The following is a 23,569-nucleotide window of genomic DNA, read 5'->3' as shown; positions in this document are numbered from 1 at the left end:
GGTCTCAGGGGTGTCCCCGGGCGCGGGGCGCCCCTGAGACCTGTCCGCGGCGCGCGGCGTCGGTCGCGGATCGCTTCGCCGCGGGTTCTCCTTCGCAAGTGGAGGGTCTTGGGCCAACGCCCGGCTCGGCGTCCCTGGTGACGGCCGCCCGAGCCGGCCCAAACCCTCCACTTGACGGCCGCGGCGTCAGCGTTCTGACGCGTAGGGCAGGAAGGCGGCCCAGGCGGTGGGGGCGAGGGGGAGGCGGGGGCCGTGGGGGTTCTTGGAGTCGCGGACGAGGATGCGGTCGGGGGCGGCTGCCACCTCGACGCAGTCGGGACCGTCAGCTGTGCTGTAGCTGCTCTTTATCCACTCCACGCCGGTGTCTGCTGCTCCTGATGTCTTGGGCGTCATGTCTGCGTCTCTCCCAGTACTTTTTCGATGAAGGCCAAGGACTCCCGGGGGCTGAGAGCCTGGGCGCGGATGACTCCGTAGCGGATGTCCAGGACCGTCGTCTCTTTGGGGCTCGTCATCACACGACTGCTGAGGGGTGCCTCGCTGAAGGCGATCGTGGTCCCGTCGTTGAGCTTGAGCAGCCTGAACGAGCCGTCCGTCCCCGAGTTCTCCTCACGGTCGAGAGGCAGGACCTGGAGGTCTACGTTGCGCAGCTGCGCCACCTCCAAAACTCGTTCGAGTTGCTGTCGCATGACCATCTTTCCCCCGATGGGGCGCCGAAGCGTCGACTCGCATTGGACGAAACTGAAGACTCGCCGTCCTGTCACGGGACCGAGGATTTCCTGGCGGGCCAGGCGCGCGGTGACCTGCTGTTCCACCTCTTCCTCGGCGAACGCCGGCCGACGGGCGTTGAAGATCGCCCGCGCGTACTCCTCCGTCTGCAACAGCCCATGGATGACCGAGTTGTTGTAGGCACACAGCTCGACCGCCTCCGCCTCCAGCTTCTTCAGGTCCCGCACCTTCTTGGGGTACCGAGCCTCCGCCACGTCCCCCTTCATCGCCGCGATCTTGCCTTCCGCGCCCAGGACCTGGTCCGCCGCGTCCAGGTACTCGGGCCGGGGAATGCGCCGGCCCCGTTCCACGGACGAGACCAGTTCCTCCCCGTACCCGATGGCCGACCCGAACTCCGCCTGGGTCATGCCGGCGGCCTCCCGCCACAGCTTCAACTGCCGCGCGACGGTCCTCATCACCGCCCCGGCCTCGTCGTCCTCCAGCCCCGCATCCCAGTCGCTCACGTCGCCACCGCCCTCCACCACGCCGCCCGTGTCCAACGTCGATCGCCCGGCGCGCGTCACCCCGTACACCCCGGACAAAGGCCGGATCACACCTGGACATCCGCCATCCGCACGGGCACCGGGCCTTCACAGGCTATGCGCGCGCGGCCACGCTGTGTGACGTGACGGACCGAATCACCCGAACCAGCAGTTCCGCTACCGCACCGGCCTCCGGCGCCCCGCCGCGCCAGTTCTCCGTGCCGCTCTCCGCCACCCGCCGCGGAGCCCGCCTGGCCCGGCTCCTGGCGACGGAGCAACTGCGCTCGTGGGAGCTGCCCCTCGACCCTGCCCGGCTCGTCGTCGCCGAATTCGCCGCCAACGCCGCCGTGCACGGCCGGATCCCCGGGCGGAGCTTCCGCCTGACCCTCCTCGTCACCGCGTCCTCGGTGCTGCGCATCGAAGTCGCCGACACCCGGGGCGACCGGTTGCCCACCCGCATCCATGCCACCGGTGGCCCCCTTGCCGCGTCCGGCTACGGGCTTTTGCTGGTCGAGGAGTTGGCGGACCGCTGGGGCGTGCGGTGCGGGCCGGTGCCGTGCAAGAGCGTATGGGCGGAGATCGATCTCGCCGGGGTCATGGACGGGCGGCGTACAGGCCCCGGTTGACGGCGCGCGTATGGCAGAGAGGAACGCATCATCGCCCGTCCCGGACCGCGAGCCGGGCGGCTCGAACGGGGAGAAAGGTGCGTACCCGATGACGGTCGGGCTCCTCTCCACGATTGCCGCCGTGTTCTACGGGGGCACGGTCTCGATCCTCGCTCTCACCGCGACCTTCGCCCGCGCTGCACACTGCGGCGTGAGGCGCGCAGCACTCTTGCCGTCCTGGTGCCGGGCAGGACGGTGGAGCCGCAGCAGGCAGACGGCGTGGCAGTGGGCTCCGACCGCTGGGTCCCCGACCGGGCCGGACACGAGGGGCGGCCCCGGGGCCGACGCACCGTCGGCAAAAGGACTCCCGGGGCGGGCGTAGCGTAGAGGGCATGACGAAGTACGGATCCTTCCCCGGTGCGCGTCCCCGCCGGCTGCGCACAACCCCCGTCATGCGCCGCATGGTGGCCGAGACGCGGCTGCACCCGGCCGACTTCATCCTCCCCGCCTTCGTACGGGAGGGCGTCAGCGAGCCCGTGCCGATCGCGGCCATGCCCGGCGTGGTGCAGCACACCCGCGACAGCCTGAAGAAGGCCGCGCTGGAGGCCGTGGAGGCCGGGGTGTCCGGGATCATGCTCTTCGGTGTGCCCGAGGAGTCGAAGAAGGACGCCGCCGGGACGCCGGGCACCGATCCGGAGGGGATCCTGCAGGTCGCCATCCGCGACGTGCGCGCCGAGGTCGGTGACGACCTGCTCGTCATGTCCGACCTGTGCCTGGACGAGACCACGGAGCACGGGCACTGCGGTGTGCTCGACGCGAAGGGGCGGGTCGACAACGACGCCACGCTGGAGCGGTACGCGGAGATGGCGCAGGTGCAGGCCGACGCGGGCGCCCATGTCGTCGGGCCCAGCGGCATGATGGACGGCCAGGTCGGTGTCGTCCGGGACGCGCTGGACCAGATCGGGCGGGAGGACGTCGCGATCCTCGCCTACACCGCCAAGTACTCCTCGGCCTTCTACGGGCCGTTCCGGGAGGCCGTCGCCTCGTCTCTGAAGGGTGACCGCAAGACCTACCAGCAGGACCCGGCCAACTGGCGGGAGTCCCTGCGGGAGCTCGCCCTCGACCTGGAGGAGGGCGCCGACATGGTGATGGTCAAGCCGGCGGGACCCTACCTCGACGTCCTCGCCCGGGTCGCCGACGCCGTGGACGTGCCGGTGGCCGCGTACCAGATCTCCGGCGAGTACTCGATGATCGAGGCCGCGGCCGAGAAGGGCTGGGTCGACCGCGACCGCGCGATCATGGAGACCCTGACCGGCATCAAGCGGGCCGGCGCCCGCAGCATCCTCACCTACTGGGCCGTCGAGGCCGCGCGGAAGCTGCGCTGACGGGGGCCTTCCGAGGCCGCGCGGAAGCTGCGCTGACGGGGCGTCCCATGCCGCGCGGGCGGCACGCGGGGCGCCCTTGCCCTGTGCCTCCCGGATCGCCGGCTCGCCGTCCTTCCGTGTGAGCACCGTCCGCCGTCTTCCGCGGACGGGTCTATGCGCGTAGCCTCCCTGGAGTGTCATGACCTCGCCAAGCCACCCTGCCCGTGAGGATTCCCCATGCCCCATGACCTCCAGACCGGCCACGCCCCGCGGCGACGCCCCGGCCGCGTCCGCCGTTTCCTCGCCGCGGCGACCGGGTTGCCGGCCGCCGCGCTCTCCCTGGTCCTGGCCCTTCCGTCCCCCTCATCCGCCGCACCGGCCGCACGCCCGGCACCGGTGGTGGCGACCCACCCCGACGCCGACCACGCCGGCTCCGGGGTGCGGAAGCACGAAGGCGGTACCGGCGGCTCCGCTCCCACCCTCGCCGCCGCATCCACCCTGGCCGCCGCGCCCCAGGGGCTCGACGTGAGCGGCCACCAGGGCACCGTGGACTGGACCGCGGTGAAGAACGACGGCGCCGCCTTCGCCTATGTGAAGGCCACCGAGGGCACCACCTACACCAGCCCGTACTTCAGCGGGCAGTACAGCGGCTCCTACAACGCCGGGCTGATCCGCGGCGCCTACCACTTCGCCCTCCCGGGGAACTCCGGCGGCAGCGCCCAGGCCGACTGGTTCGTGGACCACGGCGGCGGCTGGAGCGCGGACGGCAAGACCCTGCCACCGGCCCTCGACATCGAGTACAACCCCTACGGCGCCACCTGCTACGGGCTCAGCCAGAGCGCCATGGTGTCCTGGATCCGGGCGTTCAGCGACCGGGTGCACACCCGGACCGGCCGGTACCCGACGATCTACACCACCACCAACTGGTGGAGCACCTGCACCGGCAACGACAGCAGCTTCGGCGCCACCAACCCGCTGTGGCTGGCCCGCTACTCCACCAGCCCCGGCACCATGCCCGCCGGCTGGTCCGCCCAGACCATCTGGCAGTACTCCGACTCCGGAACCTTCCCCGGGGACCAGGACGTCTTCAACGGCACCTACTCCGACCTCCAGGCGTTCGCCCTCGGCACCGGCGGCACGCCGCCCCCGGCCGCCGGCTGGCCGACCGTGAAGCAGGGGCAGACCGGCGAGCGGGTGCGGACGGTGCAGTACCTGCTCAACGCGCAGGGCGCATCGCTGACCGTGGACGGCTCCTTCGGTCCGGCCACCGACAGCGCGGTCCGCTCCTTCCAGTCCGCCCACAGCCTCACCGTGGACGGCATCGTCGGAGCCAACACCTGGCAGGCGCTGGTCGTCACCGTGCGCCAGGGCGACTCCGGCTCCGCCGTCACGGCGCTGCAGCGGCAACTCAACGCGCACGGCGCATCGTTGACCGTGGACGGCTCCTTCGGTCCGGCCACCGACAGCGCGGTCCGCTCCTTCCAGTCCGCCCACAGCCTCACCGTGGACGGCATCGCCGGTCCCATGACCTGGCAGGCGCTGGTCGCCTGAGAGGGACGCGCCCGCGTGGTGGACGGTCCGCGTGTTCCGGGCCCGCGGTGATCGGCCGCCCACCGCGCGGCGCGGCCGCCCCGGCGCCCGGGCGGGGTCCGTTCGCCGGAGAAGAGGCGACCGGGGTGCGTGGTCACGTCTCCTGAACCGGCGCGGCGTCGGCCGTGACTGCCGGGAGCGGGTGGGCGACGGGGCCGGAAGCCCGGGCCGCAGTCGCCCGCCGATGGCCGTCCGAGCCGCGGGCCGCCGTACCGTCACGGGTGGACGCGCCGGGACGGGGCCTGGAGGCCGGGTCGTGCTCAGCCATCTCACCGACGACCTGAACCCGGAGAACATCCGCGCCCTCCAGCGCACGCTCGCTAAGCGCGGTGCGCCCTTCGTGCTGCGCTCCAAGGAGCAGGTAGCCCGGTTCTTCACCGGCACCCCGGGGCTCACGCTGGACGAGCCGGGCGTCGTCCCGGTCCACCACTGGCACCCGGACGGCGCGGCGCCCGTGCCCCAGCCGGTGGACCCGGAGTACCTCGCCACCCTCGACGGCATCGACAAGATCCGCTACCGCGCCGCGTTTGACGTCACCGACGCCGACATCAACGTGTACGGGGCCGTGGGCCGCAAGGAGCAGGCGGCCCGGTACCGCTGCCGACAGGCCGGGGCGCGAGCCTCGGCCTGTCGGCAGCGGTACCGGGCCCCCTCACCGCTCTGTGCCGAACCACAGCTCCGCGAGAATGTCGAGGCGCGGCTCGGACGGGGCGGGGAGCTCGCTCAAGTACCAGGGCAGATCGCTGTAGACGTGCAGCAGCGCGTACGCGAGCAGTTGGTACGGGTCGTACGGGGCGCGCCCGTACGCCGCGTGGAAGCGGCGGAACTGACGCGGGTCGGCGCGGGTCACGAACAGGCCGACGCTCGCGAAGTCGTACGCCGGGTCGCCGATCATCGCCGGCTCGAAGTCGAACAGCCCTGTCAGCCGGCGGCCGTCGCGCATGTCGATCGTCAGGTGCTCGCGCATGAACTCGGTGTGCAACAGCGCGAGTTCGGTGGACACGGGCAGGGCAACGGAGTCCAGGAAGCCGGGGATCTGGCTCAGCCAGGGCTCGGTCACCCCGTTGACGCCGTGCTGCCGGAGCGTGCCCGCACGCTGGCGGCGCAGAAAGGAGCTCCAGTCCGAGGGGCCCACGATGTCCGTCAGCGGCTTGAAGTCCATGGCGTGCAGCGCGGCCAGCGTCTCGGCCGACTCCGTGATGATCCGGTCCTGCTCCGCCGCCGTCAGCCGGGGCCACGCCTCGGACAGGGCCAGCCCCGGCAGCCGGGACATCAACACGAACCGCCAGCCGTTCACATACTCGTCGGTGGCATGCAGACGCGGTGTGGGCAGCGGCAGTTGGCCCCATAAATGGGCCAGCACCCGTGCCTCCCTGACGGCTTCGGCCGTCTCGAACCGCGGATAGAGCTTCAGCACCAGATCGCCCCCCACCGCGTACACCGGCAGGGAACCGTCGTCGAAACGCCACAACGACATCCCGGTGAGCCCCAGTTGGGAGCACAGGTCCTCCGCGGCCGGACGCATCAGCGCCTCGTCCCGGACCATTGCTTCCAACTCGTCGTTCGTGTCCACGCTGGGCAGCATGGGCGGCATGCTACGGCCCCCTGGCGGTCGTCCGCATGGCGAAATGAGGTTGTTGTAAAGAGCAGCGATGTCCCTAAGGTGCATGAACGAGGTGTTTTCGAGTGGCGTGCTCATGGCGTACTGCGCAGTGCGGGCGCGCCCCCGCGTCCAAGGAGCCGCCGTGACCGTCAGCGACCGTGTGATCAGCAGCCGGCCACCGCCCGCGTTGGCCGGCCGGGTCGCCGTGGTCGGCGGTTCCCCCGTTCGGGACATCCTCGCGGTCACCGCCCGGCCCGAGGTCGTCAACTTCGCGGGCGGGCTGCCGGCTCCCGGGCTCTTCGACACCGAGGGGATCGCCGCCGCCTTCCAGGACGTGCTGGCCGAGGTTCCGCAGCGGGCGCTGCAGTACTCGACGACCGAGGGCGAACCCGCGCTGAGGGCCGCGCTCGCGGACCGCACCACCGTGCGCGGTCTCGCGACCGCTCCCGACGACCTGCTCGTGACCACCGGTTCGCAGCAGGCGCTGTCCCTGCTCGCCACCGCCCTGCTGGAGCCCGGCGACACCGTCCTGGTCGAGAACCCCTGCTATCTCGCGGCGCTGCAGGCTTTCGGTTTCGCGGACGCCCGGGTCGTCGCCGTGCCCGGGGACGCGGACGGGGTGGATCCGGACGCGCTGGAGGAACTGGTGGTGCGGGAGCGCCCCAAGCTGCTCTACACGGTCCCCACCTTCCAGAACCCCACCGGCCGCACCCTGCCGGCCGAACGCCGTGCCGCGATCGCGCGCGTCGCCGCCCGGCGCGGGCTGTGGGGCGTCGAGGACGACCCCTACGGTGAACTCCGCTTCGAGGGCGAGCGGGTGCCGTGGATCGCCTCGTACGAGGAGGCGCGGGACCGCACCGTGCTGCTCGGTTCGTTCTCCAAGGTGATGGCCCCGGGGCTGCGGCTCGGCTGGCTACGGGCGCCCGCGGCGCTGCGGCGGGCCTGCGCGGTCGCCAAGCAGGCTGCCGACCTGCACACGCCGGCCGTGAACCAGCTCGCCGCGGCACGCTATCTCGCCGACCGTGACCTCGACGCGCACGTGGCGCGGGTCGCCGCCGCCTACGGCGAGCGCCGGGACGCCATGCTGGCGGGCCTCGCGGACGCGCTGCCCGAGGGCTCGTCCTGGAACCGCCCCGAGGGCGGCATGTTCCTGTGGGCCCGCCTGCCGGAGGGGTACGACACCACGGCCCTGCTCCCGCGGGTGGTGGAGCAGGACGTGGCGTACGTGCCCGGCAGGCCCTTCCACGCGGGCGTGCCGGACCCGTCGACGATGCGCCTGTGCTTCGTCACGCACACACCGGAGGAGATCGCGGAGGGGCTGCGCAGGCTGGGCAAGGGCCTCGGCTGAGGCGCGACCGCGGACCCCGCCGGGTTCAGTCCCACCAGAAGGACCACACCCGCTGGTCCAGGACCGCGTGTTCGGCATACGCGCGCAGCGTCTCGTGGTGGCCCTGGACGATGTTGTCCGGGCAGCACGCGAAGTGCTCGGCGGCCAACACCTCGGCCTCGGCCCGGGTGGTGGGCGGCGCCGCCACCGACAGGACGAGCTGGTCGAAGGTGAGCGCGACGACACGTATGCCGAAGCGGTCCTCCCAGGAGCGCAGGACCGAGCAGAGGACACCCGTGTCGTTCTCGTAGTTCAGCGGGCCGGGCCAGCCGATGACGGCCGGTATGTCCGCGGAGCGGCGGGCCGGAACCAGGGCCAGGCGGGGATCCTCGAACCAGGATCCGTCGCCCAGGAGGCGGTCGGCGACCTCGGCGGCCCGGACGTCGGGGTCGGCGGCCAGGGCCCGCCCGGGGGCGAGGCCGGGCCAGTCCGGGCCGAAGGGGGCGAGTGTCTCCTGGAGCGACGCCGGCCCACCGAAGACCTCGACGGCCTTCTCCTTCTCCCGGCCCGGACGGCCACCGTCGACACCGCCCGCCTCCGCCACGTAGTCGTCCCAGAACCCGTTCAGCACCTCCCCGGCGTCGTGATCACCGGGGTAGGACATCTCCCGGGGCGCCAGCTCCCACTTGTCCGGGCCGGCCACCTTTCCACCGACCTCGACGAGCACCGGCAGGAGCCCGGCCCGGGCGGCGCGCGCACCCAGGCGCGCCCAGTTGCCGGAGGACGCCGCGCGCCCGGCGTGCCACAGCAACGGCTCACGCCACGGGCCGTCGATCGTGGCGTCGATCAGTCTCCCGGGCGGGAGTTCAAGCCCGAGCGCGCGCCCGCTCGGGTCTGCCGCCAGCCTGGGCAGCGGATTGGGAAGGGAAGCCATGCCAGTGACTGTAAGGCAGCCGCCGACAACTGCCCTAGCGGGCCGCATGGATGGCGATCGCGGCCCGGGCGGTGAGGCGACACAGCGGCCCAGGCGGTGAGGACGCACAGCGGCCCGGGCGGTGAGGCCGCACAGCGGCCACGGGGGGGCGGTCGGAGGATGTGTGCCGGCGAGAGGCCCGATGACGGGGGTCCTGCACTTGCGGCGTGGCACACATCCTCCGATCCCGGGAGATGCACGGTCCGTCAGCCCCCGGCCGGGCTTTGCGGCCGTTCTTGACTCTGCTGCGCGATCACCCGGCGTGATGACACCCTGCCGAAACGGTCTCCACAGGGCGTTGCGGAGCAGGCAGGCCGGGCGTGGCCGAGGCCCTGGAGACACGACGCGTGACCGCCCGCCGGATTGCGCAGCAGAGTCGTTCCTCGCGTCGGCCGACCCGGGGCACGCGGCTTGCGTCAGAGCCGTTCGGGCGTCCTGATGCCCAGCAGGGCCATGCCCTCGTGCAGGGTGCGGGCCGTGATGTCGCACAGGAAGAGGCGGTTCTCGACCTGCTCCGGCGTCCCGGCCTTCAGGACCGGGCACTTGTCGTAGAAGGACGTGTACAGGGACGCCAGCTGGTAGAGGTAGGCCGCCAGCTTGTGCGGGGCGTACTCCCTCGCGGCCTCCGTCACCGTCTCCGCGAACTGGTCCGCGTGCAGGCCCAGGGCCCGCTCCGCGCCGGCCAGCTCCAGCTCCGGGTGCGCGGCCGGGCGTGCCTCGCCGGCCTTGCGGAGGATCGACCGGATACGGGCGTACGCGTACTGGAGGTACACGGACGTGTCGCCGTTCAGCGACACCATCTGGTCCAGGTCGAACTTGTAGTCGCGGCTCGCCGACGTCGACAGGTCCGCGTACTTCACCGCGCCGATGCCCACCTGGGCGCCGCGCTCGGCGATCTCCTCCTCGGACAGCTCCTGCGCCTTCTCCCGCACGACGGCACAGGCGCGCTCGATCGCCTCGTCCAGGAGGTCGACCAGCCGTACCGTCTCGCCCTCACGGGTCTTGAACGGCTTGCCGTCCTTGCCGAGGACCGTGCCGAAGGCGAGCTGGACCGCCTTGACGCCGTCGTTGAGCCAGCCGGCCCGGCGGGCGGTCTCGAAGACCATCCTGAAGTGCAGCGACTGGCGGGCGTCCACGACGTACAGGAGCGAGTCGGCCTTCAGGTTGAAGACGCGGTCGCGGATCGCGGAGAGGTCCGTGGCCGCGTAGCCGTAGCCGCCGTCGGACTTCTGCACGATCAGCGGGACCGGGTTGCCGTCGGGGCCCTTGATGTCGTCGAAGAACACGCACAGCGCGCCCTCGGAGCGGACCGCGACGCCGGACTCCTCCAGCAGGCGGCACGTCTCCTGGAGCATCTCGTTGTAGCCCGACTCGCCGACGATGTCCGGGTCGCGGATCTCCATGTCCAGCTTCTCGAAGACCGAGAAGAAGTAGATCTTCGACTCGTCCACGAACTTCTGCCACACGGCGAGCGTGTGCGGGTCGCCGGCCTGGAGGTCCACCACCCGGCGCCGCGAGCGCGTCTTGAACTCCTCGTCGGAGTTGAAGAGCCTGCGGGCCGCCTTGTAGAGCCGGTCGAGGTTCGACATCGCCTCCTCGCCGGTGACCTCGGCGGCCTTGTGGTCCAGCTCGTGCGGGTGCTCGTCCAGGTACTGGATGAGCATGCCGAACTGGGTGCCCCAGTCGCCGATGTGGTGGCGGCGGATCACGCTCTCGCCGGTGAACTCCAGGAGCTTGACGACGGAGTCGCCGATCACCGCGGAGCGCAGGTGGCCGACGTGCATCTCCTTCGCGACGTTCGGCTGGGCGTAGTCGATGACCGTCGTGCCCGGGTTCTCGGCGTAGGGCACGCCGAGGCGGCCGTCGGGGTCGGCGGCGCGGGCGGCGAGGTTCCCGGTGATCGCCTTGTCGGTGACCGTGATGTTGAGGAAGCCGGGGCCGGAGACCTCGACGTCCTTGATCACGTCACCGGTGACGACCCTGTCCACGACCTGGCCCGCCAGCTCGCGCGGGTTCGCCTTCGCCTTCTTGGCGAGCGCCAGGATCCCGTTGGCCTGGTAGTCCGCCCGGTCGCTTCGTCGCAGCAGCGGGTCCGCGTCGGCGGCCTCCGGCAGGGCAGCCGAGAGGGCGGTCGCGAGGCGCTGGTGGACGGAGGCGGTGAGGGACGTGACCGAGGCCATAGGAGTGGGTGCCGTTCTCCTCGTGCGAATGGATAGACCCGGCCAGTATCCCATGGGGGGTAAAGCGAATTTTCCGGTCGCCGGGTGAACCCCGGCACGCGTCCGCTCGTCCCCGGGTGAGGGAGCGGTACGGCGTTGAGAAGCCGTTTTCGTGGATGTGGGTGTGGCTGGGACAATGGAGCGGTCAGCCGTGCGACCGTCCGGCTGCTCATGGAGAACCTTCAGAAAAAGAGGACGTGCCGATCGTGGCTCAGAGCACCGAGACCACCGACTGGGTCTCCCGTTTCGCGGATGAGGTCATCGAGGAGTCGGAGCGCCGGGCCCCTGGCAAACCGGTCGTCGTCGCGTCCGGGCTCTCCCCCTCGGGGCCCATCCACCTGGGCAACCTGCGGGAGGTCATGACGCCCCACCTCGTCGCCGACGAGATCCGGCGGCGCGGGTACGAGGTGCGCCACCTGATCTCCTGGGACGACTACGACCGGTACCGGAAGGTGCCGGCCGGTGTCACCGGCACCGACGAGTCCTGGGCCGAGCACATCGGCAAGCCGCTGACCTCCGTCCCGGCCCCGAAGGGCTCCCCGCACCCCAACTGGGCGGAGCACTTCAAGGCCGCCATGATCGCCTCGCTGGCCGAGCTGGGCGTGGAGTTCGACGGCATCAGCCAGACCGCGCAGTACACCTCGGGCGTGTACCGGGAGCAGATCCTGCACGCGATGAAGCACCGCGGTGAGATCGACGCGGTGCTCGCCCAGTACCGGACCAAGCCGAAGCCCGCGAAGAAGCAGCAGCAGAAGCCCGTCGACGAGGCCGAGCTGGAGGCCGAGGAGGGGTCGGGCGCGGCGGCCGAGGACGACGGCAGCTCCGGCTCCTCCGGGTACTTCCCGTACAAGCCGTACTGCGGCGCCTGCGAGAAGGACTTCACCACCGTCACCGCCTATGACGACGACACCACCGAGATCACCTACGTCTGCACCGCGTGCGGCTTCTCGGAGACGGTCCGGCTCAGCGAGTTCAACCGCGGCAAGCTGGTGTGGAAGGTCGACTGGCCGATGCGCTGGGCGTACGAGGGCGTGATCTTCGAGCCGAGCGGTGTCGACCACTCCTCTCCCGGATCCAGCTTCCAGGTGGGCGGGCAGATCGTCGGGATCTTCGGCGGCAAGCAGCCCATCGGGCCCATGTACGCGTTCGTGGGCATCAGCGGGATGGCGAAGATGTCCAGCAGCAAGGGCGGGGTCCCCACCCCGGCCGACGCCCTGCGGATCATGGAACCCCAGCTGCTGCGCTGGCTCTACGCCCGCCGCCGGCCCAACCAGTCCTTCAAGATCGCCTTCGACCAGGAGATCCAGCGGCTCTACGACGAGTGGGACAAGCTGGCGGCCAAGGTCGCCGACGGCTCCGCGCTGCCGGGTGACGTGGCCGCGTACACCCGGGCGGTCGGCACCGCCTCCGGGGCGCTGCCCGCCACCTTGCGCCCGCTCCCGTACCGCACGCTCGCGTCCGTCGCCGACATCACCGCGGGCCACCGGGACCAGGCGCTGCGCATCCTGTCCGACCTCGACCCGGCCGACCCGCTCACCTCGCTCGACGAGGCCCGTCCGCGGTACGACAGGGCGGAGGCGTGGATCAACACCCACGTCCCGGCCGACCAGCGCACCATCGTCCGCGACGAGCCCGACGTGGAGCTGCTGAAGTCCCTCGACGAGCAGGCGCAGCAGTCGGTGCGGCTGCTGCTCGACGGGCTGGAGGAGCACTGGTCCCTGGACGGGCTCACCCACCTCGTGTACGGGGTTCCCAAGGTCCAGGCCGGGTTCTCGGCCGACGCCACCCCCAAGGAGCTGCCGCCGGAGATCAAGACCTCCCAGCGGTCGTTCTTCGCGCTCCTCTACCACCTGCTGGTGGGGCGGGACACGGGGCCACGGCTGCCCACGCTGCTGCTGGCCGTGGGCCAGGACCGGGTCCGGAGGCTGCTCGGGGAGTGAACCCCGCGCGCGAGGCCCCCGTGCGTTCCCGTACGGGGGCCTCGCGCACGCAGGCGCTCACGCGATGTGGTCCTCTTCGAGTTCCATGGAGTGGCGGTTCTGGAAGCGCATGACCATCCGCTTGGCGTCCGCGTCCAGGACGGGAACCCCGTACGTCGCCTCGACGTTGTCGCTGAACTCGCGCGGGGTCGGGTAGCCGCTGCCGCTGATCGACTGCTTGAAGACCTGGTAGTAGGCGTCCTCGTCCGGCTCCGTGCCACCGCCCTCGCCGAGCTCGCGGGTGCGGTTGCCGGAGACGGGGATGGGGAAGCTGCCGGTCTCCTCCGGGGAGGGTTCCCCGGCGGGCGGCTGCTGCGGCTGTTCGTCGCGCTGCCGCTCCTGGTACCGAGCCTGCAGGTACTGCTCCCGGGCGTACTGCTGCTCGGCGTACTGCTCCTGGGCGTACTGGTCCTCTTGGTACTGCGCCTGCTGGTACTGGTCCTCCTGGAGCTGCTGCTCCTCGTACCACTGCCAGTGCTCTTCTTCCGGCTCGTACGACGGGTCCGGGTCGAAGTTCGGGTCGTAGCCGCCGTGGTATTCGACCTGCTGGGGCCGGAACCAGGGGCTCTGGTCGGGGTCCGGGACCTGTTCGGGCTGGCCGGGGTTCCCGCCGCCGTCCAGCTGCGGGCGCCGAGCACCGACGGGCAGCCCCTGCTGCGGGACGGGTGCCGCCCCGGCGTCGTGGTCGCCGACGGCCGGGTCGAGCCGGGGCGCCGGGGGTATCAGCGCCGGCTCGATGCCGGCCGCCGCCAGACCGGCGGGCGCGGTGTCGGCGAGCGGGACCCCGTACCGGGCCAGCCGCAGCGGCATCAGGGATTCCACCGGGGCCTTGCGCCGCCAGGCCCGGCCGAAGCGGGAGCGCAGGCGGGCCTGGTAGACGAGACGCTCCTGCTCCAGCTTGATGACCTGGTCGTAGGAGCGCAGCTCCCACAGCTTCATCCGGCGCCAGAGCAGGAAGGTGGGTACGGGGGACAGCAGCCAGCGGGTCAGGCGGACGCCCTCCATGTGCTTGTCCGCCGTGATGTCCGCGATCCGGCCGATCGCGTGGCGGGCCGCCTCGACCGCGACCACGAACAGGACGGGGATGACCGCGTGCATGCCCACGCCCAGCGGGTCCGGCCAGGCCGCGGCGCCGTTGAACGCGATCGTCGCCGCCGTCAGCAGCCATGCCGTCTGCCGCAGAAGGGGGAAGGGGATGCGGATCCAGGTCAGCAGCAGGTCCAGGGCGAGCAGGACGCAGATGCCCGCGTCGATGCCGACCGGGAAGACGTAACTGAAGTTCCCGAAGCCTTTCTTGATCGCCAGTTCGCGGACGGCCGCATACGAACCCGCGAAGCCGATGCCGGCGATGACGACGGCACCGGTGACGACCACGCCGATGAGAACCCGGTGCATCCGTGTCAGCTGGAGTGGCGCGGCCACCTGTACTCCCCTCCCCTTGCGTGTTGTTGCGCGCAACAGGGTGGCACACGTGTGCGGCGAACGGGTGGCCGGTGTGGACGAAGCCCGGCCCGGCAGGGCGCCGGGCCGCGCCGACAACCCTGTCTGAGCTGCGGGTACGGCGGAAGGAGGTCAGCTCTTCCCGGTGCCCGAGGAGGCCGTCGGGGAGGCGCTCTTCGCGGCGCTCTCCGACGCGCTGGGCGACGGCGACTTCGTCGCGGAGGCGCCCTTCGACGGTGAGGCGGCCGGTGGGGTGCCCGCGCCGCCGCCCTCCCCGTTCGCCGCCGACACCGCGGCCACCGCGTCCTTGACGGCCTTCTCCGCCGCCTTCGTCAGGTCGTCGGCGTTCGGAGTCTTGTCCCCGGCCAGGCCCGCGCCGTTGTAGTCGAGCGTGATGACCACGTTCTCCACACGCGCCACGACGGTCTGCTGCTTGAAGGCGCCTTCCTTCTTCTTCAGGTCGTAGCGCACCGCGGTCGCCTCGTCGCCGGTCCCGGCGACCGGTTCCGAGCGGGTGTTCTGCGCGTCCGGCACGGACCGGGCCTCCCGCACCTGCTTGGCGTAATAGGCCCGCGCCAGCTTGTCGCCCTCGCCGCGCGTGGCGTCGGACTCGAAGCGCAGCAGCGAGACGTTCAGCCAGCGGAACTGCGAGCCCTTGATGCCATTGTTCTGCAGGCTGCTCCACGAGCAGCTCGCACGCGTCGCCGTGTCCTCCGACCTGCCCTCTTTGCCTGACTTTGCCCCCTTCGGCACCAGTTCCTCCAGGGTCTTCCCGGGCAGGACGGCGCAGGCCGCGGGGAGCTTCGCGTACGCCGCCGGCCGCACGGTGTTCGCCGAGGCGCTCTCGCCGGGAGACGTGCTCGACTCCTGCGGCTTCGCGTCGCCGCCGGAACCGGAGTCCGAGGAGCAGCCGGCGGTGACGAGCACCACCGGGACGGCGGCCGCGCAGACAAGGAGGCGGTTCAGGCGCGGGCCCCGCCGGGCCGGCCGCTGCTCGCGCTGATCTCGCTGGTCTCGCTGTGCAGGTCGGTGCATGGTTCCTTCACTCATGACGCTCGTGGGTGTGCGGTCGGATCGGGGTCCGAGGGGCCACGGTACGCGGTGGGAACGCATGCGGTGTGCGGATCGGTTCCGCTGCCGGGGCGGCCGGCGGGCGCGCGTCAGCCCAGTGAACCGTCCAGCTCGCCGGCCAGTTTCCTGGCCTTGTCCTGCATGTCCTCGCTGCTCGGTGCCTGTCCGACGGTCGTCGACTGTTCGTCGTACTCGATCGTCACGACCACGTTGGACGTGCGGAACACCACAGTCACGGTGCGCTGTCGGCCACTGCCCTGCTGGTCGTTCAGGAACGCCTCGTCACCGAGGTCGTCGAGTGCGCGGGGCTGGAGGTCGGCCGGGGTTCCGGTGGCCGACGGGCTGCCCGAGGCCGCGGCGGAGCCGGAGCCGGAGCCGGAGGCTGACGCGGAGGGGGAGGGCGGGGCGCTCGTGCTCGCGGAGCCGCCGTCCGGGGAGGCCTGGCGGGAAACGGGCCCGGGAAGGCCGGCGGCCTTCTCCTTGGCGGCGAACACCTGCTGGGCACGGCTGTCATCGCTGATCGCGCCGTCGTACGACACCACCCGCTCGAAGTCGACGAACAGATGGTCCGTCGCGCCGGGGGCCTCGGCCTTCCACCGGCAGCCGGAACGGCGGTCGTTGTTGTAGGTGAGCGCGGCCTCGCCGGCGTACGCCTTGTCGCGCTGCTCCCGGTCGATCATCTGCTTCAGGCCGGGCAGAAGCGATTCGAGTGTGTCCCGTTTCACCGCGCCGCAGGCGTCGGTGAGGGTGCGGTACTTGCCGGGCTGGGCGGCCGTCGAGTCCGCGGCCGAGCCGGACGCCTTCGAGTCGCCGGCCGCGCCGCCGCCCGAGCCGCCGCTGCAGGCGGTCAGCAGGGCCGCGAGGAGCGCGGCGGCGCCCGGAACGTACGCCTTCCGCTGCACGGTGAGGCTCCTCTCGACGGTTCAGCGCGGTGCGGGCGCCGGTTAATCGGTTGCCGCGTGGGGTGGACCCCTGCAGACAATGTGTATCGCACGCACTGCCGTGGACGCCGGTCCGTTGTCCTTTACGTTGACCCTGGCTCCGGTTTTTGCGCTTCATCATGAGTATGGGCTTTCCAGGGGAATGAGGGCGAGATGTCGTATGTGGAGGTGCCCGGCGCCAAGGTCCCGATCCGCATGTGGGCGGACCCGGCCACGGTCGAGGGCGCCGCGATGCAGCAGCTGCGGAACGTGGCAACACTGCCGTGGATCAAGGGCCTTGCCGTGATGCCGGACGTCCACTACGGCAAGGGGGCGACGGTCGGCTCGGTCATCGCCATGCGGGACGCGGTGTGTCCGGCGGCGGTGGGGGTGGACATCGGCTGCGGTATGTCGGCGGTGAAGACGTCGCTGACCGCGAACGACCTGCCCGGGGACCTCTCGCGCCTGCGTTCGAGGATCGAACAGACCATTCCGGTCGGGCGGGGCATGCACGACGAGCCCGTGGACCCGGTGCGGTTCCACGGGGTGGCGACCTCGGTGTGGGACGACTTCTGGGGGCGGTTCGGGTCGGTCGCGGAGGCCGTGAGGTTCCGTCAGGAACGCGCCACCAAGCAGATGGGAACGCTCGGCTCGGGCAACCACTTCGTGGAGGTGTGCACGGACACGACCGGCGCGGTCTGGCTGATGCTGCACTCCGGTTCCCGGAACATCGGCAAGGAACTGGCCGAGCACCACATCGGCGTCGCCCAGAGGCTCCCGCACAACCAGGGCCTGGTCGACCGCGACCTCGCGGTCTTCGTGGCGGACACCCCGCAGATGGCCGCCTACCGCAACGACCTGTACTGGGCGCAGGAGTACGCCAAGTACAACCGCACGCTGATGATGGCGCTCCTGAAGGACGTGATCCGCAAGGAGTTCAAGAAGGCGAACCCGGTCTTCGAGCCGGAGATCTCCTGCCACCACAACTACGTGGCCGAGGAGCGGTACGAGGGCATGGACCTGCTCGTGACGCGCAAGGGCGCGATCCGGGCCGGCTCGGGCGAGTACGGCATCATCCCGGGTTCGATGGGCACGGGTTCGTACATCGTGAAGGGCCTCGGCAACGAGAAGGCGTTCAACTCGGCGTCGCACGGCGCGGGCCGGCGCATGAGCCGCAACGCGGCGAAGCGCCGCTTCACGGCGAAGGACCTTCAGGAGCAGACGCGGGGTGTGGAGTGCCGCAAGGACTCCGGCGTGGTGGACGAGATCCCGGGCGCGTACAAGCCGATCGAGCAGGTCATCGAGCAGCAGGGCGACCTGGTCGAGGTCGCGGCGAAGCTGAAGCAGGTCGTCTGTGTGAAGGGCTGACCCGAGACCCGGCGCCCCGCCGTCTGGTGTCCCGCCGGCAGGCGCCGGAGTGCCGGGCGCCGGGGTGTCAGGCCAGGAGGTGCGCGCGCAGCCGCCCGGACAGGGCCGGGGCGTCCAGCCCCAGGACCTCCGTCACCTATTTCTTGCGGTTCCTCCCCGGACTTCAGGCCGGGGAGGAACCGCATCCGCCCGCGCCGATGCCTCGATCAGTCCCAGGGCCTGGCGCAGTTCCTCGGCGCCGTCCTCCGCGACCTCCAGGAAACGGGCCGCCGGATACGGGCCCGGGGCCACCTCCGGGCCCAGGGCCGCCTGGTCGTAGGGGCGGTGCTTGATGCTCAGGTTGTGGTAGGCGAAGGACGCGTGCCCGGGGACGCGGCCCTGGCGCTCGATCTCCCAGAGGTAGCGCAGGCGCCCGAAACGTATCTGCCCGTCCATGGGACACGACGCTGGGGGCGCGCGCCCGCCGTTCCGCTTCCCGCTTCGGGTCTTCTACTTGGCGTGGCGCACGGCGAAGATCATCACGAAGGCCACGACGTGGATGCCGAAGAGGAAGTAGCCGAGGTATATCCAGACGTAGCGCTCACGCTTCTTCTCCAGGGACAGGCGCTGCTGTTCCGCTGTCTGCTCGGGCTCGCCCGCCGGTATCGGTTCGGGCATCACGGCTCCCGGTGGACCTTCGTGTTCGACGCCTGGGCGCGCGGGCGGAGCACGAGAAGGTCGACGTTGACATGGCTGGGGCGGGTGACGGTCCAGGTGATCGTGTCGGCCACGTCGTCCGCCGTCAGAGGCTCGGCGACGCCCTCGTACACCTTCGCCGCCTTCTCCGCGTCCCCGCCGAAGCGGGTCAGCGCGAACTCGTCCGTCCTCACCATTCCGGGGGCGATCTCGATCACCCGGACCGGGGTGCCGACGATCTCCAGGCGGAGCGTCTCGGCGAGGACGTGCTCGCCGTGCTTGGCGGCGACATAGCCGGCGCCGCCCTCGTAGGTGGCGTGGCCCGCGGTCGACGACACCACGACGATCGTGCCGTCGCCGCTCGCGGTGAGCGCCGGGAGCAGGGCCTGGGTGACGTTCAGGGTGCCGATGACGTTCGTCTCGTACATCAGGCGCCAGTCCTCGGGGTCGCCGGTGGCGACCGGGTCGGCGCCGAGCGCGCCGCCCGCGTTGTTGACCAGGACGGCCAGCGTCCTGAAGGCCGTCGCGAACTCGTCGACCGCCGCACGGTCCGTGACGTCCAGAGGGTACGCCGTCGCCGAGTGGCCGGCCGCGGTGAGTTCCTCCGCGAGCGCCTCGATGCGGTCCTTGCGGCGGGCGGTGAGGACGACGCGGTAGCCGGCGGCGGCGAGCCGCCGGGCCGTCGCGGCGCCGATGCCGCTGCTCGCGCCCGTGACGACGGCGATGCGGGACGCGGCGGGTGGTGCGGCGGTCATGGGGCGGCTCCTCGGACGGCGGGCTCGTCGGTACGGCGTACGAACGACTTCCGCCAGGATAGGCGGAGGGGAAAGCGGCCCTGCGGGATGCCCGCAGGGTGGGCGGCGTGGTGTTCGACGGGCGGTCAGCGGCCCCGCGGCGCCCACATGATCACGGTCATGCCGGCGAGGCAGACCAGCGCGCCGGTCACGTCCCAGCGGTCGGGCCGGTAGCCGTCCGCCACCATGCCCCATACCAGGGATCCGGCCACGAAGACACCGCCGTAGGCGGCGAGGACGCGGCCGAAGTGTGCGTCCGGCTGGAGGGTGGCGACGAAGCCGTAGACGCCGAGGGCCGTGACACCCGCACCGATCCACCCCCAGCCGCGGTGTTCGCGCACGCCCTGCCAGACGAGCCAGGCGCCGCCGACCTCGAAGAGCGCGGCGACGGCGAAGAGGGCGGCGGAGCGGAGGACCGGCATGCGGTCAGCCTCGCATGCCGGTCCGGAGCCCCGGACGGCGGCGCCCGCTCCGGTGTCCGGGGCTTGGTGTGTGCCTCCGGCGTCCGGGACCTGGTACCCGCTCCGGCGTCCGGATCCGGCGCTCGGCCTGGCGTCCGGGGCCGGCGCTCGGACTTGGCCGCTGCCCTGCGCCCGGCCCGGCGTTCGGGGTCCGGCGTCCGGGGTCCGGCGTCCGGGACCTGGCGGCCGTCCCGGTGCCCGGGCCTGCGCTCACCCCGGCCTCCGGTGCCCGGTCCGGGTGTGCTCCGGGTGACTCACCTGCCCGGCGGTGCCTGTTGCGCCGTGTGCGTGGGATACATGCGGTGATCAACGGGGCCGACACGGAGGATGTGGGCGTAATGCGAATGCGGATCGCCGGCGCGCTGGGCGCGGCCGGGACGGTGGGCATGACCCTGTGGGCGGGTGCGGCCGCGCCCGCGGTGGCCGCGCCCTTGGAGGCCGACCTCGCCTATCACGGGGTCGTGGCCATGACCGCCGGGCAGGTCGATGTGCTGCTCACCCCGCAGAACCACGGTCCGGCCGATGTCCCCGACGCGACCGTACGGCTGCGCTGGTCCCGGCCGCTGGCGCAGCATCAGCGGCTGCCCGAGGGCTGCGCGCGGTACAACGCGGCCACGGTGCTGTGCGACACGGGTCCGCTCGCCGCGGGCGGCGCAGGCCGGCAGATCCACCTGCGGGTGGGGCTCGCGGACGCCTCGGCCGACGAGGTGCGACTGCGGATCGACACCTTGTGGGACGGCGGCGCCGCCGACCGGGAGCCGGGCAACGACCGCCGGCGGGTGCTGGCCCTCGACACCGGGGACGAGTACTCCTTCTGAACACGGTCAGGCTCATGCCCGCCCGGACCTTCACGGCGGACAGGAGCGTGCGGAGGCTGTGGCCCAGGGGCTTGAGTCCCGTCCCGCAGACCCGTTCCGTATGCAGCCGTGGAACCGCTGGCGTGGGTGAGGGGTGGGCCGCCACCGTCGTACCGTTCCCGGCCCACCCCTTCCGCCGCGGCCGGCCCCGGGCCGGGGAGGGACCGGGACCGGCCGGACGGCCCCGAGACCCGGCGTGCCCTGGGATGGCGTGCCGGGTGGGCTCGCGGGCCGCAGACCCCGCGCGGGACGCGGCAATCTGACATAGCCGACAGAATGCCTCTACCGGGTAAGTCGCCGCGCGCGCAGCGGTGAGAGGCGGGTAAGAAGCCCACCCGCGGCTCGGCCCACCAGGTGGTTCACGGCGGCGATCTTGGCAGACTGGGGGCGTGCCCCAGACAGTGCTGCTCGCCGAGGACGACCGCGCCATCCGTCATGCCCTGGAACGCGCGCTGACGCTGGAGGGTTACGAGGTGACCGCCGTGGCCGACGGGGTGGAGGCCCTCGCCCAGGCCCACCGCGCCCAGCCCGACGTGCTCGTTCTCGATGTGATGATGCCCGGCATCGACGGCCTCCAGGTGTGCCGCGTGCTGCGCGCCGAGGGCGACCGCACCCCCATCCTGATGCTCACGGCGCTCGTGGAGACCGCCGACCGGATCGCGGGCCTGGACGCGGGCGCCGACGACTACGTGGTCAAGCCGTTCGACGTCGAGGAGGTCTTCGCCCGGCTCCGGGCCCTGCTGCGCCGAAGCAACGGCGCCGTCTACGACGCCCCCAAGGACGACCAGAAGATCCCCACCGGGCAGGTGTCCGTGGCCGGGCTGCGCATGGACGTGCAGGCACGCCGCGCCTGGCGTGGCACCCGCGAGCTGGAACTCACCCGCACCGAGTTCGACCTGCTGGAACTGCTTGCCCGCAACGCCGGCATCGTCCTCGACCACGCCACCATCTACGACCGCATCTGGGGCTACGACTTCGGCCCCGGCTCCAAGAACCTCGCCGTCTACGTGGGCTATCTGCGGCGCAAGCTCGACGAGCCGGGGGCCCCGGCGCTCATCCACACGGTGCGTGGCGTGGGGTACGTACTGAGGGAGGACTAGTGCCCCCGCCGCTGCGGCCGGGCACCGATGCCGGCGCCGGGGTGTGGCTGTGCCTGTGGCGGCGGCTGCCGTCCGAGCTGCGCCGCCGGCTGCGGCTGCGGTCCCGGCTGCGGCGGATCTCGTCGCTGCGGACCACCTTCACGGTGTCGTTCGCGGCCGTGGCCGCCGGTGTCACCGTCCTCGTCGGCTTTCTGAGTTACGACGCCGCCGCCCGCCTCGTGCGCGTCGACCAGCGGAGCGTGTTCGCGCAGGTCGTGGAGGACCTGCGGGAACAGGTGCGCCAGCAGCAGCTGATGCCGGACGACTACGCCGTCTCGAAGACGGACCAGGACACCCCGCGCGACGACATCGTCCGGCCCAGCCGCACGGTCGTGCAGGTGCTCGGCCCCGGCGGCGCCGTCGTCGAGCACTCCGAGCCGTCGCTGCCGGTGGGCGCCGACGACCGGCGGATCGCCGACACCTCGGAGGCGGGCAGACTGGTGGAGCACAGGAACGTGAACGTCGGCGGCGACGTGTACCGGGTCGCCACCGTCGCGCTCGGCCGAGGCCAGGGCGCGGTGCAGGTGGCTCAGGAGCTCAGCAGCACCGAGGACCTGCTGCGCAGCCTCCAGCAGCGCACGGGCCTGCTGGTGGGGGCGGTCGTGACCGCGGCCGGGCTGTTCGGCTGGTGGCTCGCGCGGCGGATCACCCGGCGGCTGGTGCGGCTCGCCGGCGCCGCCGAGGACGTGGCGCGCACGGGGCGGCTAGGCATCCAGGTGCCCGTCACCGGGAACGACGAGGTGGCCCGTCTCGGCCGTTCCTTCGACCGCATGCTCGGGCGCCTGGCGCAGTCGGAGGAGGACCAGCGGCGCCTGGTGCAGGACGCGGGCCATGAACTGCGTACGCCCCTGACGTCGCTGCGGACGAACATCTCGCTGCTGCACCGGATCGACGAGCTGCCGCCCGCGGCCCGCGAGGAACTGGTCGCCGACCTCGCCCAGGAGTCCCGCGAGCTGACCGACCTGGTCAACGAGCTGGTCGACCTGGCGGCCGGCCAGTCGGACACGGAACCGCCACAGCGGCTGACGCTCGCCGAGGTCGCCGAGGACGCGGCGAAGATCGCCCGCCGCCGCACCGGCCGGAAGGTCGTCGTGCGCGGCAGCGGCGACACCACGGTCGAGGGGCGCGTGACGGCGCTGCAGCGGGCGGTGTCCAACCTGGTGGAGAACGCCGCGAAGTTCGACCGTGGCGGCGACGCGCCGATCGACGTCGTCGTCACGGGTCCCGAGCGCCCGTCCCGGCCGAGGGAGCCCGAGGGGCAGCGGGCCGGGCGGCCGCCGGGCAGCGTGCGCGTCGAGGTCTTCGACCGCGGGCCCGGAATCGAGGAGAGCGACCTCGTCCGTATCTTCGACCGCTTCTACCGCGCCGCGGACGCCAGGAGCCTGCCCGGCTCGGGCCTCGGACTGTCGATCGTGCGGGAGGTGGCGACGTCGCACGGGGGAGCGGCGTTCGCGTTCCCGCGCGAGGGCGGCGGGTCCGTCATCGGGTTCACGGTCGGCGGCGGGGCGAAGGCCGGGGACGGGTGACGGGGCCCGGGTCGGCGGGGACCCGGCCGCCGCCCGCGCGGAACTGGAGCGGTGCGTGGCGCTGGCGTGCGGCGGACCCGTGGCTGCGGACGCACCCGGCGGTCGTGACATGGCCCGGCGGGCAGTTCGCCAGCGGGCGGCTGCCGGCGGGCCACCCGCTGCGGGAGACGGTCGCCGCGGCGTACGCCGACGCGACGGGCGGCCCCCGCCGCGGAGCGCGGGGCGCCGTACGGCAGCGATCTGCGGCTGTACGCGGCGGAGGGCATCCCCACCCTGCAGTACGGGCCCGGCGACGTACGGCTCGCCCACAGCGCGCGGGAACGGGTCTCGGTCCGGGAGACCGCGACCGTGGCCCGCGCGCTCGCGCTGACGGTGCTGCGGACGGCCGGAACGATGTGAGGGTGACCGTGG

Annotated in this window: 21 protein-coding genes and 3 pseudogenes; 12 read left to right on the top strand and 12 right to left on the bottom strand. The window is 72.0% G+C overall.

The window, feature by feature from the left end; all coding sequences use genetic code 11:
* Window positions 1–186: 186 nt before the first annotated feature.
* Both ACFSL4_RS03355 and ACFSL4_RS03350 read right to left on the bottom strand, forming a co-directional pair.
* Entirely contained in the window at window positions 187–393 is a 207-nt protein-coding gene (locus ACFSL4_RS03355) for a DUF397 domain-containing protein (RefSeq protein ID WP_381078188.1), read from the bottom strand.
* Window positions 390–1,229, bottom strand: coding sequence for a helix-turn-helix domain-containing protein (locus ACFSL4_RS03350; RefSeq protein WP_381078185.1), 840 nt, complete (start codon window positions 1,227–1,229; stop codon window positions 390–392). The genes ACFSL4_RS03355 and ACFSL4_RS03350 overlap by 4 nt, the downstream gene beginning before the upstream one ends.
* Window positions 1,230–1,390: 161 nt before the next feature.
* Here ACFSL4_RS03350 and ACFSL4_RS03345 point away from each other — a divergent pair, with 161 nt between their 5' ends.
* From ACFSL4_RS03345 to ACFSL4_RS03325, 5 genes and pseudogenes are all read left to right on the top strand, one after another.
* Window positions 1,391–1,873 (top strand): ATP-binding protein, encoded by a 483-nt coding sequence (locus ACFSL4_RS03345; protein WP_381078182.1) that lies wholly within the window; start codon window positions 1,391–1,393, stop codon window positions 1,871–1,873.
* A 371-nt stretch (window positions 1,874–2,244) separates the two neighbouring features.
* On the top strand, window positions 2,245–3,237 hold the full coding sequence (hemB, locus tag ACFSL4_RS03340; protein WP_381078180.1) for a porphobilinogen synthase: 993 nt from the start codon (window positions 2,245–2,247) through the stop codon (window positions 3,235–3,237).
* A 216-nt stretch (window positions 3,238–3,453) separates the two neighbouring features.
* A pseudogene (locus ACFSL4_RS03335) lies at window positions 3,454–4,344 on the top strand (lysozyme); the annotation flags it as partial.
* A gap of 39 nt (window positions 4,345–4,383) precedes the next feature.
* Window positions 4,384–4,767: a peptidoglycan-binding domain-containing protein gene (locus tag ACFSL4_RS03330; RefSeq protein WP_381078234.1), complete on the top strand. Its 384-nt coding sequence runs from the start codon at window positions 4,384–4,386 to the stop codon at window positions 4,765–4,767.
* A 283-nt stretch (window positions 4,768–5,050) separates the two neighbouring features.
* Window positions 5,051–5,383, top strand: a pseudogene (locus ACFSL4_RS03325) (SAM-dependent methyltransferase); the annotation flags it as partial.
* A 75-nt stretch (window positions 5,384–5,458) separates the two neighbouring features.
* On the opposite strand, the gene ACFSL4_RS03320 reads toward ACFSL4_RS03325, so the two are convergent.
* Complete coding sequence (locus tag ACFSL4_RS03320) at window positions 5,459–6,391, bottom strand: phosphotransferase family protein (protein WP_381078178.1); 933 nt, start codon at window positions 6,389–6,391, stop codon at window positions 5,459–5,461.
* Window positions 6,392–6,551: 160 nt separating this feature from the next.
* Between ACFSL4_RS03320 and ACFSL4_RS03315 the strand changes: the two genes are divergently transcribed.
* A complete protein-coding gene (locus ACFSL4_RS03315; RefSeq protein WP_381078176.1) occupies window positions 6,552–7,757 on the top strand; it encodes an aminotransferase-like domain-containing protein in 1,206 nt (401 codons plus the stop codon).
* 25 nt (window positions 7,758–7,782) lie between these two features.
* On the opposite strand, the gene ACFSL4_RS03310 is transcribed toward ACFSL4_RS03315, so the two are convergent.
* Entirely contained in the window at window positions 7,783–8,670 is an 888-nt protein-coding gene (locus ACFSL4_RS03310; protein WP_381078173.1) for a DUF4253 domain-containing protein, read from the bottom strand.
* A gap of 455 nt (window positions 8,671–9,125) precedes the next feature.
* Window positions 9,126–10,889 (bottom strand): arginine--tRNA ligase, encoded by a 1,764-nt coding sequence (argS, locus tag ACFSL4_RS03305; protein WP_381078171.1) that lies wholly within the window; start codon window positions 10,887–10,889, stop codon window positions 9,126–9,128.
* A 236-nt stretch (window positions 10,890–11,125) separates the two neighbouring features.
* On the opposite strand from argS, the gene lysS reads away from it, so the two are divergent.
* Window positions 11,126–12,868 (top strand): lysine--tRNA ligase, encoded by a 1,743-nt coding sequence (lysS, locus tag ACFSL4_RS03300; protein WP_381078169.1) that lies wholly within the window; start codon window positions 11,126–11,128, stop codon window positions 12,866–12,868.
* 57 nt (window positions 12,869–12,925) lie between these two features.
* Here the strand turns inward: lysS and ACFSL4_RS03295 are convergent, their stop codons facing one another.
* From ACFSL4_RS03295 to ACFSL4_RS03285, 3 genes are all read right to left on the bottom strand, one after another.
* Window positions 12,926–14,329, bottom strand: a complete 1,404-nt coding sequence (locus tag ACFSL4_RS03295; protein WP_381078166.1) for a DUF2637 domain-containing protein — start codon at window positions 14,327–14,329, stop codon at window positions 12,926–12,928.
* A 150-nt stretch (window positions 14,330–14,479) separates the two neighbouring features.
* Complete coding sequence (locus tag ACFSL4_RS03290) at window positions 14,480–15,382, bottom strand: DUF3558 domain-containing protein (protein ID WP_381078164.1); 903 nt, start codon at window positions 15,380–15,382, stop codon at window positions 14,480–14,482.
* Between the two features lie 125 nt (window positions 15,383–15,507).
* Window positions 15,508–16,320, bottom strand: coding sequence for a DUF3558 domain-containing protein (locus tag ACFSL4_RS03285; RefSeq protein ID WP_381078161.1), 813 nt, complete (start codon window positions 16,318–16,320; stop codon window positions 15,508–15,510).
* A 192-nt stretch (window positions 16,321–16,512) separates the two neighbouring features.
* Between ACFSL4_RS03285 and ACFSL4_RS03280 the strand changes: the two genes are divergently transcribed.
* Window positions 16,513–17,706 carry an RtcB family protein gene (locus ACFSL4_RS03280; RefSeq protein WP_381078159.1) on the top strand — a complete coding sequence of 398 codons (1,194 nt, stop codon included), beginning with the start codon at window positions 16,513–16,515 and terminating at the stop codon, window positions 17,704–17,706.
* A gap of 132 nt (window positions 17,707–17,838) precedes the next feature.
* Here ACFSL4_RS03280 and ACFSL4_RS03275 read toward each other — a convergent pair whose 3' ends face one another.
* The 4 genes from ACFSL4_RS03275 to ACFSL4_RS03260 form a co-directional block, all read right to left on the bottom strand.
* Entirely contained in the window at window positions 17,839–18,141 is a 303-nt protein-coding gene (locus tag ACFSL4_RS03275; RefSeq protein WP_381078157.1) for a hypothetical protein, read from the bottom strand.
* 54 nt (window positions 18,142–18,195) lie between these two features.
* Window positions 18,196–18,363, bottom strand: coding sequence for a hypothetical protein (locus ACFSL4_RS03270; protein ID WP_381078155.1), 168 nt, complete (start codon window positions 18,361–18,363; stop codon window positions 18,196–18,198).
* The gene (locus tag ACFSL4_RS03265; protein WP_381078152.1) at window positions 18,363–19,136 is read right to left on the bottom strand and encodes an SDR family NAD(P)-dependent oxidoreductase; all 774 of its coding nucleotides are present in this window, start codon (window positions 19,134–19,136) and stop codon (window positions 18,363–18,365) included. Before ACFSL4_RS03265 ends, ACFSL4_RS03270 begins: the two co-directional genes overlap by 1 nt.
* 125 nt (window positions 19,137–19,261) lie before the next feature.
* A complete protein-coding gene (locus tag ACFSL4_RS03260; RefSeq protein ID WP_381078150.1) occupies window positions 19,262–19,597 on the bottom strand; it encodes a YnfA family protein in 336 nt (111 codons plus the stop codon).
* A 377-nt stretch (window positions 19,598–19,974) separates the two neighbouring features.
* Between ACFSL4_RS03260 and ACFSL4_RS03255 the strand changes: the two genes are divergently transcribed.
* The 4 genes and pseudogenes from ACFSL4_RS03255 to ACFSL4_RS03240 form a co-directional block, all read left to right on the top strand.
* Window positions 19,975–20,454 (top strand): hypothetical protein, encoded by a 480-nt coding sequence (locus ACFSL4_RS03255; protein ID WP_381078231.1) that lies wholly within the window; start codon window positions 19,975–19,977, stop codon window positions 20,452–20,454.
* Window positions 20,455–20,882: 428 nt separating this feature from the next.
* Entirely contained in the window at window positions 20,883–21,593 is a 711-nt protein-coding gene (locus ACFSL4_RS03250) for a response regulator transcription factor (RefSeq protein WP_381078148.1), read from the top strand.
* Between the two features lie 65 nt (window positions 21,594–21,658).
* Window positions 21,659–23,158, top strand: coding sequence for a HAMP domain-containing sensor histidine kinase (locus ACFSL4_RS03245; protein WP_381078229.1), 1,500 nt, complete (start codon window positions 21,659–21,661; stop codon window positions 23,156–23,158).
* Window position 23,159: 1 nt separating this feature from the next.
* A pseudogene (locus ACFSL4_RS03240) lies at window positions 23,160–23,557 on the top strand (M20/M25/M40 family metallo-hydrolase); the annotation flags it as partial.
* Window positions 23,558–23,569: the final 12 nt, after the last annotated feature.

It is taken from the genome of Streptomyces caeni, assembly GCF_042678285.1.
Taxonomy (GTDB): Bacteria; Actinomycetota; Actinomycetes; order Streptomycetales; family Streptomycetaceae; genus Streptomyces; species Streptomyces caeni.
This window is presented reverse-complemented; position numbering and strand designations above follow the sequence as displayed.